Annotated in this window: 9 protein-coding genes; all 9 read left to right on the forward strand. The window is 74.4% G+C overall.

Going from position 1 to position 9,825, the window contains the following annotated elements:
* The first annotated feature begins 85 nt into the window (after positions 1 to 85).
* The 9 genes from argC to tyrS are packed head-to-tail and all read left to right on the forward strand — an operon-like array spanning position 86 to position 9,356.
* On the forward strand, positions 86 to 1,126 hold the full coding sequence (gene argC, locus ACI79D_RS20985; protein WP_456920430.1) for an N-acetyl-gamma-glutamyl-phosphate reductase: 1,041 nt from the start codon (positions 86 to 88) through the stop codon (positions 1,124 to 1,126).
* Positions 1,123 to 2,274 (forward strand): bifunctional glutamate N-acetyltransferase/amino-acid acetyltransferase ArgJ, encoded by a 1,152-nt coding sequence (gene argJ, locus ACI79D_RS20990; protein ID WP_456920431.1) that lies wholly within the window; start codon positions 1,123 to 1,125, stop codon positions 2,272 to 2,274. The genes argC and argJ overlap by 4 nt, the downstream gene beginning before the upstream one ends.
* A complete protein-coding gene (gene argB / locus ACI79D_RS20995; RefSeq protein ID WP_456920432.1) occupies positions 2,271 to 3,317 on the forward strand; it encodes an acetylglutamate kinase in 1,047 nt (348 codons plus the stop codon). The genes argJ and argB overlap by 4 nt, the downstream gene beginning before the upstream one ends.
* On the forward strand, positions 3,314 to 4,504 hold the full coding sequence (locus ACI79D_RS21000; RefSeq protein WP_456920433.1) for an acetylornithine transaminase: 1,191 nt from the start codon (positions 3,314 to 3,316) through the stop codon (positions 4,502 to 4,504). Before argB ends, ACI79D_RS21000 begins: the two co-directional genes overlap by 4 nt.
* Positions 4,501 to 5,445, forward strand: coding sequence for an ornithine carbamoyltransferase (gene argF, locus ACI79D_RS21005; protein ID WP_456920434.1), 945 nt, complete (start codon positions 4,501 to 4,503; stop codon positions 5,443 to 5,445). The genes ACI79D_RS21000 and argF overlap by 4 nt, the downstream gene beginning before the upstream one ends.
* Entirely contained in the window at positions 5,442 to 5,978 is a 537-nt protein-coding gene (locus tag ACI79D_RS21010) for an arginine repressor (protein WP_456920436.1), read from the forward strand. The genes argF and ACI79D_RS21010 overlap by 4 nt, the downstream gene beginning before the upstream one ends.
* Positions 5,975 to 7,411 carry an argininosuccinate lyase gene (gene argH, locus ACI79D_RS21015; protein WP_456920437.1) on the forward strand — a complete coding sequence of 479 codons (1,437 nt, stop codon included), beginning with the start codon at positions 5,975 to 5,977 and terminating at the stop codon, positions 7,409 to 7,411. The genes ACI79D_RS21010 and argH overlap by 4 nt, the downstream gene beginning before the upstream one ends.
* Entirely contained in the window at positions 7,375 to 8,076 is a 702-nt protein-coding gene (locus ACI79D_RS21020; RefSeq protein WP_456920438.1) for a DNA-3-methyladenine glycosylase, read from the forward strand. Before argH ends, ACI79D_RS21020 begins: the two co-directional genes overlap by 37 nt.
* Positions 8,073 to 9,356 (forward strand): tyrosine--tRNA ligase, encoded by a 1,284-nt coding sequence (gene tyrS, locus ACI79D_RS21025; RefSeq protein WP_456920439.1) that lies wholly within the window; start codon positions 8,073 to 8,075, stop codon positions 9,354 to 9,356. The genes ACI79D_RS21020 and tyrS overlap by 4 nt, the downstream gene beginning before the upstream one ends.
* The last annotated feature ends 469 nt before the right edge of the window (positions 9,357 to 9,825 follow it).

Consider the following 9,825-nt stretch of genomic DNA (forward strand, 5'->3'; position numbering starts at 1 on the left):
GCGAGACGTGGGCACTGCCTCCCATGCCCACGGCGGCCGACAACTCCGGTGAACGTTCATGCATGGCCGTGTATGGTCATGCATCGTGAGCACAGGGCAGACGTGGACGGTCGGGGTCACCGGCGCCACCGGGTACGCGGGGGGTGAGGTGTGCCGGCTGCTGGCCGGGCACCCCGACCTGCGGTTGGCCGGGGTGCACGCCAATTCGAGCGCCGGCCGACGCCTGGGTGAGCTGCAGCCCCACCTGCTGCCCTACGCCGACCTCGAGGTGCAGCCCAGCGCCGCGGCCGACCTGGCCGGCTACGACGTCGTCGTCCTGGCCCTCCCGCACGGGGAGTCGGCGGCGATCGCCGCGCAATTGCCCGAGGACACCCTGGTCATCGACTGCGGCGCCGACCACCGGCTCAACGACCCGGCCGCGTGGGCGCGGTGGTACGGCGGCGAACACGCCGGGTCCTGGCCCTACGGCCTGCCCGAGCTGCCCGGCCAGCGGGAGCGGCTCGCGGGCGCCCGGCGGATCGCCGTCCCCGGCTGCTACCCGACCTCGGTCACCCTCGCGGTGGCGCCCGCGCTGGCCGCCGGTCTCGTCGAGCCCGACGTCGTCGTGGTCGCCGCCAGCGGCACCTCCGGCGCGGGCAAGTCGGCCAAGCCGCACCTGCTGGGCAGCGAGGTCATGGGTTCGGTGAGCGCCTACGGCGTCGGCGGCGTGCACCGGCACACCCCGGAGATGGTGCAGAACCTCTCCCAGGCGGCCGGGGGCCCGGTGAGCGTCAGCTTCACCCCGACGCTGGTGCCGATGAGCCGCGGCATCCTCGCCACCTGCTCGGCGCCGCTGACCCCGGGCACGGACGCCGCCGCCGCGCGGGCCGCCTACGAGAAGGCCTACGCCGACGAGCCGTTCGTGCACCTGCTCCCGGAGGGGCAGTGGCCGACGACGGCGCAGGTGCTCGGGGCGAACACCGTCGCGCTGCAGATCGCGGTCGACGCCGACGCCGGCCGGCTGGTCGTCGTCGCCGCCGTCGACAACCTGACCAAGGGCACCGGGGGAGCGGCGATCCAGTGCGCCAACCTCGCCCTCGGCCTGCCCGAGACCACCGGCCTGCCGATCGTGGGGGTCGCGCCGTGACGACGACTGCCCCGAAGGGGTTCCGGGCCGCCGGGGTCGCCGCCGGTCTCAAGAGCACCGGCGCGAACGACGTCGCCCTGGTCGTCAACGACGGCCCGGACGACGCCGCCGCCGCGGTGTTCACCACCAACCGCTTCCCGGCCGCGCCGGTGCAGTGGAGCCGGCAGGTCCTCGCGACCGACCGGGTGAAGGCGGTCGTCCTCAACTCCGGCGGCGCCAACGCCTGCACCGGGGCCGAGGGCTTCGGCGACACCCACGCCACCGCCGAGCACGTCGCCGCGGAGCTCGGCATCGGCGCGATCGACGTCGCGGTCGCCTCCACCGGGCTGATCGGCGTCCGGCTGCCGATGGACGAACTGACCGCCGGGGTCACCGCCGCGGCGAAGGCGCTGAGCACCGACGGCGGCCAGGACGCCGCGCTGGCGATCATGACCACCGACAGCGTCCCGAAGACGACGGTGCAGGCCCGCGACGGCTGGACCGTCGGCGGCATGGCCAAGGGCGCCGGCATGCTCGCGCCCAGCCTGGCCACGATGCTCGTCGTCCTCACCACCGACGCGGTGGTCGACGCCAGCACCCTGCAGACGGCGCTCAAGCAGGCGACCAGCGTGAGCTTCGAGCGGGTCGACTCCGACGGCTGCCTGTCGACCAACGACACGGTGATCGTCATGGCGTCGGGGGCCAGCGGGGTCACGCCGTCCGCCGAGGAGGTCGCCGAGGCGCTCACCGCCGCGGCCACCGACCTGGCGATGCAGCTGCTGGCCGACGCCGAGGGCTCGACCAAGGACATCGCGATCACCGTCCGCAACGCCGCCAGCGTCGAGGACGCGCTGACCGCGGGCCGGGCGTGCGCGCGCAACAACCTGCTCAAGACGGCGCTGTTCGGCAACGACCCCAACTGGGGCCGGGTGCTCGCCGCGATCGGCACCACGGACGCGGCGTTCGAGCCCGACCGGGTCGACGTCACCATCAACGGCGTCACCGTCTGCCGGGGCGGCGCGATCGGCGACCCGCGGGAGCTGGTCGACCTCACCGGCCGGGCGATCACCATCGACGTCGACCTGAGGGCGGGTACCGAGCAGGCGACGATCTGGACCAACGACCTGTCCATCGCCTACGTCCACGAGAACTCGGCCTACTCCACATGAGCACCCCCGAACCGGAGCCGCACGTGACGACGGTGCACGACCCGCAGGCCCAGGACCCCACCCCGCCCGACGTGCGCGTGGACGAGCTCACGCCCCCGAGGAAGGTCGGCACCCGCCGGGTCATGCGCACCTACGACCCCGAGGGCGACCGGCGGAAGATCGCCGTCCTCACCGGAGCCCTGCCGTGGCTCAAGGAGTTCCACGGCAACGTCGTCGTCGTGAAGTACGGCGGGCACGCCATGGTCGACGAGGAGTGCCGGCGGGCCTTCGCCGAGGACATGGTCTTCCTGCGGACCTGCGGCATCCACCCGGTCGTCGTCCACGGCGGCGGCCCGCAGATCACCGAGATGCTCGGCCGGCTCGGGATCGAGAGCGAGTTCCGCGGCGGCCTGCGGGTGACCACGCCCGAGACGATCGACGTGGTCCGGATGGTGCTGACCGGCCAGGTCACCCCCGAGGTCGTCGGCCTGATCAACCAGCACGGCCCGCTGGCCGTGGGCCTGTCGGGGGAGGACGGCGGGCTGTTCACCGCCGCCCGCACGCACGCGCTGGTCGACGGCCGGCCGGTGGACGTCGGCCTGGTCGGCGACGTCGTCGCGGTCGACCCGACGCCGGTGACGGCGCTGCTGGAGTCCGGGCACATCCCGGTGGTCGCCACCGTCGCCCCCGACGCCGACGGCGTGGTGCACAACGTCAACGCCGACACCGCCGCGGCCGCGCTGGCCGTCGCGCTCGGCGCGGTCAAGCTCGTCGTCCTCACCGACGTCGAGGGGCTCTACGCCGACTGGCCCGACCGGGACTCGCTGGTCCAGCAGATCGACGCCGCCGAGCTGGCCGAGATCCTGCCCGGCCTGGACGCCGGGATGGTCCCGAAGATGACCGCCTGCCTGCGGGCGGTCAACGGCGGGGTGAAGCGGGCGACCGTCGTCGACGGCCGCTCGCCGCACGCCCTGCTGCTGGAGATGTTCACGACGGAGGGCACCGGGACCATGGTCGTCCCGGCTGCCGCTCTGGACACGGCGCACCGGGAGGAGCCGGCATGACCCGCACGGAGGAGCTGGCCACCCGCTGGTCGGCCGTGATGATGAGCAACTACAAGACCCCGCCGGTCGCGCTCGCGCGCGGCGCCGGGGCCACCGTCTGGGACGTCGACGGCCGCGAGTACACCGACCTGCTCGGCGGCATCGCGACGACGATCCTCGGGCACGCCCACCCGAGGGTGGTCGAGGCGATCACCAAGCAGGCGCAGACCCTCGGGCACGTGTCCAACCTGGCCATGCACGAGCCCGGCGTGACCCTCGCCGAGCGGCTGCTCGAGCTGGCCGGCCGGCCCGGCCGGGTGTTCTTCTGCAACTCCGGCGCCGAGGCCAACGAGGCCGCGTTCAAGATCAGCCGGCTCACCGGGCGGCCCGAGGTGGTCACCGCCGAGGGCGCGTTCCACGGCCGGACCATGGGCGCGCTGGCGCTGACCGGGCAGCCGTCGAAGGCCGCGGCGTTCGCCCCGCTGCCCGGCGGGGTCCGGTACGTGCCCTACGGGGACGCCGACGCCCTCGCCTCGACCGTCTCCGAGCGGACGGCGATGGTGCTGCTCGAGCCGATGCTCGGGGAGGGCGGCGTGCTGCCCGCGCCCGCCGGCTACCTGGCCGCGGCGGCGCAGACCGCGCAGGACGCCGGTGCGCTGTTCGCCGTCGACGAGGTGCAGACCGGCACCGGCCGCACCGGGCACTGGTTCGCCTCCCAGGCCGACGGGCTCCAGCCGGACGTCATCACCCTGGCCAAGGCGCTCGGCGGCGGGCTGCCGCTCGGGGCCACGCTCGCCTTCGGGCCGGCGGCCGACCTCATGACCGCCGGCTCGCACGGCTCCACCTTCGGCGGCAACCCGATCGCCGCCGCGGCCGCGCTCGCGGTGCTGGACACCATCCGCGACGAGGGGCTGCTGGAGCGGGCCAAGGAGATCGAGCACCGGTTCACCGCCGGCATCGAGGGCCTGGGGCACGCGGGGGTCACCGGCGTGCGGGGCAGGGGCGCGCTGCTGGGCGTCGTCCTCACCGCGCCGGTCGCCGGGGCCCTGGAGGCCGCCCTGCGGGACGCCGGGTTCCTCGCCAACGCCGTCGCGCCCGACGTGCTCCGGCTGGCGCCGTCCCTGGTGCTCACCGACGCCGAGGTCGACGCCTTCGTCGCGGCCCTTCCCGCAGCCCTCGACACCGCGTTCCAGGAGTCCCCCCAGTGAGCCCCAGACACTTCCTCGAGGACGACGACCTCACGCCGGCCGAGCAGGCCGAGGTCCTGGCGCTGGCCGCCGAGCTCAAGAGGACCCGGCACACCGCCGAGGCACCGACCCCGCTGGCCGCGCCGAACGGCGTCCCGCGGGCCGTGGCGGTGCTGTTCGACAAGCCCTCCACCCGCACCCGGGTGTCGTTCTCCGTCGGCGTCGCCGAGCTCGGCGGGTACCCGCTGGTGATCGACGCCGGCTCCAGCCAGCTGGGCCGGGGCGAGCCGGTCGAGGACACCACCCGCGTGCTGGACCGGCAGGTCGCCGCCATCGTCTGGCGCACCTTCGGCCAGGAGCGCATCGAGGCGATGGCCTCGGTCAGCCGGGTCCCGGTGGTCAACGCGCTCACCGACGAGTACCACCCGTGCCAGATCCTCGCCGACCTGCAGACCATCGCCGAGCGCCGGGACTCCCTCGCCGGGCTGACGCTGACCTACCTCGGCGACGGCGCCAACAACATGGCGCACTCCTACCTGCTCGGCGGCGCCACCGCCGGCATGCACGTGCGGATCGGATCGCCGGAGTCCTTCCAGCCGTCCAAGCAGGTGCTCGAGCGCGCCGAGGAGGTCGCGGCGCAGACCGGCGGCTCGGTGCTCTGGACCCCCGACGCCGCAGCCGCGGCCGACGGCGCCGACGTCCTGACCACCGACACCTGGGTCTCGATGGGGCAGGAGGACGAGTACGACGCCCGCGTGGCGCCGTTCCTGCCCTACGCGCTGGACGAGGCGGCGCTGGCCCGGGCCGCGGACGACGCGATCGTGCTGCACTGCCTGCCGGCCTACCGCGGCAAGGAGATCGCCGCCGAGGTGATCGACGGGCCGCACAGCGCCGTGTGGGACGAGGCGGAGAACCGGCTGCACGCCCAGAAGGCGCTGCTCACCTGGCTGCTGGCGCGATGACCGGCGCCGTGACCCGCTCGGCCCGCCAGGCCCGCATCCGCGCCCTGATCGAGGCCCAGCCGGTCACGTCGCAGTCGCAGCTGGCCGGGCTGCTGGCCGAGTCGGGCATCGAGGTCACCCAGGCCACGCTCTCGCGCGACCTGGAGGAGCTCGGCGCGGTCAAGCTCCGCGGCTCCGACGGCGCTCCGGCGTCCTACGTGCTGCCGCCGGAGAACGCCCCGCTGCGCCCGGCGCAGACCGCACCGGCGCGGCTGACCCGGCTGCTGGCCGACCTGCTCACCAGCGCCGAGGGCAGCGCCAACCTCGCCGTGCTGCGCACGCCGCCGGGCGCCGCGCAGTTCCTGGCCTCCGCGCTGGACAAGGTCGGCCTCCCCGACGTCCTGGGCACGATCGCGGGGGACGACACTCTGCTCGTCGTCTCCCGCGACCCCGACGGCGGCGCGGCCCTCGCCGGACGCCTGCAGGCGCTCGCCGAGCGCACGCCCGCCGTCTACCCCGAACTGCAGTCGGACCTGGAGGAAGACCACCCGTGAGCTCGGCACCCTCGGACACCCGGCTGTGGGGCGGCCGCTTCGGCGGCGGTCCCTCGCCGGCCATGGCGGCCCTGTCCAGGTCGACCCACTTCGACTGGAAGCTGGCGCCGTTCGACCTGGCCGGCTCGCGGGCCCACGCGCGGGTGCTGCACCGGGCGGGGCTGCTCACCGACGACGAGCTCGCGCAGATGGTGCGGGCCCTGACCGAGCTGTCCAACGAGGTCGAGGCGGGCACCTTCGTCGCCCTGGAGTCCGACGAGGACGTCCACGAGGCGCTCGAGCGCGGGCTGTCGGCCAAGCTCGGCCCGCTCGGCGGCAAGCTGCGCGCCGGCCGCAGCCGCAACGACCAGATCGCCACCGACCTGCGGCTGTACCTGCGCCACCACGTCCGCGCGCTGGTCGGCGAGCTGGCCTCGCTGGAGTACGCGCTGGTCGGCCTCGCCGAGCGGTACGCCGACGTCGCGGCGCCGGGCATGACGCACCTCCAGCACGCCCAGCCGGTGCTCATCGCCCACCAGCTGCTCGCCCACGCCCACGCGCTGTCCCGCGACGTCGACCGGCTGCGCGACTGGGACCGGCGCACCGCGGTCAGCCCCTACGGCTCCGGCGCCCTGGCGGGCTCGTCGCTGCCGCTGGACCCGGACGCCGTCGCCGCCGAGCTCGGCTTCGACCGCGCCTCGGACAACTCGATCGACGGTGTCAGCGACCGCGACTTCGCCGCCGAGTTCTGCTTCGCCGCGGCCCTGATCGGCGTCCACCTCTCCCGGCTGGGAGAGGAGGTCGTCCTCTGGACGTCGACGGAGTTCGGCTGGGCCCGGCTCGACGACGCCTGGGCGACCGGGTCGTCGATCATGCCGCAGAAGAAGAACCCCGACATCGCCGAGCTGGCCCGCGGCAAGTCCGGCCGGTTCGTCGGCAACCTGACCGGCCTGCTCACCACGCTCAAGGGGCTGCCGCTGGCCTACGACCGCGACCTGCAGGAGGACAAGGAGCCGGTCTTCGACTCCATGGAGCAGCTGCTCCTGCTCCTGCCGGCGGTCACCGGGATGGTCGCCACGCTGACCCTGCGCCCCGAGGTCCTCGAGGCGGCGGCGCCGCAGGGCTTCGCGCTGGCCACCGACGTCGCCGAGTGGCTGGTCCGCCAGGGGGTGCCGTTCCGGTCGGCGCACGAGATCAGCGGCGAGATGGTCGCGTTCTGCGAGGGCGCCGGCCTGGAGCTCGACGGGCTGGACGACGACCAGCTGGCCGGCATCGACGAGCGCCTGACGCCCGAGGTGCGGTCGGTGCTGTCGGTGCGCGGCGCGCTGGCCGCCCGGAAGGCCCGCGGCGGGACGGCGCCCGAGCGGGTCGCCGAGCAGCTGACCTCGCTCGCCGAGCTCGCCCGGCAGCACACCGAGTGGGCGTCGTCCTCACCCGTGGCGGCGGCGCTCTGAGCGCTCCGTCCCCCGGGCCACTGCTCACCGCGGAGGAGCTCCTCGGGCCGCCGGAGGTCGTCGCCCCGACGCTGCTGGGCTGCTGGCTGGTCACCGACCGGCCCGAGGGACGGGTGGCCCTGCGGCTGACCGAGGTCGAGGCCTACGCCGGCAACGGCGCCGACCCCGCGGCGCACTCGCACCGCGGGCCGACGCCGCGGGCGGCGATCATGTTCGGCCCGCCCGGCCGGCTCTACGTGTACTTCAGCTACGGCGTCCACTGGTGCGCCAACGTCGTCGTCGGCCCGGAGGGGCACGGGTCCGCGGTGCTGCTCCGGGCGGGGGACGTCGTCGTGGGGGAGGAGCTCGCCCGCGCCCGCCGTCCCGCCGCCCGGACCGCCCGGGACCTCGCCCGCGGCCCGGCCCGGCTCACCCAGGCCCTCGCGATCGGGCCGGAGGACAAGGCGGCCGACCTGCTGTCGCCGGACAGCACGGTCCGGCTGCACCGACCGCCCCCCTCCCGGCCCGCGCCGCCCGCCGCGGTCTCGGCGGGCCCGCGGGTCGGCATCAGCGTCGCGACCGAGCTGCCCTGGCGGTTCTGGGAGTCCGGAGCCGGATCGGTGAGCGTGTTCCGTCCGGGGGGTCGGCCCCGCCGGCGCGGCGCGAGGCAGGATGGTCAGTCGTGAGCGACGTGATCGACGAGCTGCACCGGCGTGGGCTGATCGCCCAGAGCACCGACGAGGAAGCGCTGCGCGCGCACCTCGCCGAGGGTCCGGTCACGTACTACGCCGGCTTCGACCCGACCGCGCCCAGCCTGCACGTCGGGCACCTGCTCCAGTTCATGGTGCTGCGGGCCCTGCAGCGCGCCGGGCACCAGCCCGTCGTCCTGGTGGGCGGGGCCACCGGCCTGATCGGCGACCCGCGCCCGTCGGCCGAGCGTCAGCTCAACGACCGGGAGACGGTCGCCGAGTGGGTGAGCCGCATCCGGGAGCAGGTGGCGCCCTTCCTCGAGGTCCCCGCGGAGACCGACGGGTCCAAGGGGCCGGTCTACGTCGACAACCTGGAGTGGACGGCGCCGGTCTCGGCGATCGACTTCCTGCGCGACCTCGGCAAGCACTTCCGGGTCAGCCAGATGCTGGCCAAGGAGGCGGTGTCGGCGCGACTCAACTCCGAGGCGGGGATCAGCTACACCGAGTTCAGCTACCAGATCCTCCAGGCCAACGACTTCCGCGAGCTGCACCGCCGGCACGGGGTGACGCTGCAGACCGGCGGCTCCGACCAGTGGGGGAACCTCACCGCCGGCATCGACCTCGTCCGCCGCACCGAGGGTGCGCGCGTGCACGCGCTGTCGACCCCGCTGGTGACGAAGTCCGACGGCACGAAGTTCGGCAAGTCCGAGGGCGGCGCCGTCTGGCTCGACCCGACGCTCACCTCTCCGTACGCCTTCTTCCAGTTCTGGCTCAACGCCGACGACGCCGACGCCCGCGCCTGGCTGCCGCTGTACTCCGAGCGGCCCGCCGACGAGGTCGAGGCACTGATCGCCGAGAGTGTGGAGCGCCCGGCCGCCCGGACCGCCCAGCGGGCACTGGCCGAGGAGCTGACCCTCCTCGTGCACGGGGCGGACGAGCTGCGCCAGGCCGAGGCCGCCGGCCGGGCGCTGTTCGGCCGCGAGGACCTCGCCGCCCTCGGGCCCGAGACGCTGGGCGCGGCCCTGCGCGAGGCGGGCTCGGTCACCGTGGACGGCGAGACCCCGACGATCGCCCACCTCCTGCAGCAGACCGGCCTGGTCGGCAGCCTCTCCGAGGCCCGGCGCACGGTGAAGGAGGGCGGGGCCTACCTGAACAACGAGCGGGTGACCGACGCCGACGCCGTGCCGGGGGAGGAGAGCTGGCTGCCCGGGGGGTGGCTCGTGCTGCGCCGGGGCAAGCGCTCGGTGGCCGGCGTGTACCGCGGGACCAGGGCCTGACCTGCATGTGAACGGCGTGTGACGCGCAGGTCTCGGCCGGGTGTCAGGCGTCACCTCGTATCGGTTTGACACCCGCATCCCACGCACGTAACTTTCTTTCTGCGCCCGGCGAGACCGGAAGCGGGAGGCGGGAACAGACCCCGCGGACCGCCGGTTGAACCGGGTGCTGATCGCTCAGCAGACGGGCGGTCCGCGGGACTGGGTCCCGAGGGTCTCCGACTGCACAGGGCTTCGCCGCCCGCGGCGGGACGGCCAGGGTCACAGACCCGCGGCTTGACAGTCACGGCGAGCGGCGTAACGTGGAAAAGCCGCCTGGAACGAGGGCCGGAAGGCCGGGTGTCCAGCGCGTCCGCTCCTTGAGAACTCAACAGCGTGCCGAAAGTCAGTGCCAAGTAACAACCCCTTTGTGGGTTTCTTTGGGTTGATGGATATCGAGAGTGCCAACTCTCGGTTCTCGCCCGGATGCAAA

The sequence above is a fragment of the Geodermatophilus sp. SYSU D00708 genome (genome assembly GCF_054050115.1).

What these genes read in the sequence shown, in the direction of transcription:
- ACI79D_RS21000 (WP_456920433.1), top strand. Translation starts at nt 3,314, where the DNA reads ATGACCCGCACGGAGGAGCTGGCCACCCGCTGGTCGGCCGTGATGATG.
- argB (WP_456920432.1), top strand. Translation starts at nt 2,271, where the DNA reads ATGAGCACCCCCGAACCGGAGCCGCACGTGACGACGGTGCACGACCCG.
- ACI79D_RS21010 (WP_456920436.1), top strand. Translation starts at nt 5,442, where the DNA reads ATGACCGGCGCCGTGACCCGCTCGGCCCGCCAGGCCCGCATCCGCGCC.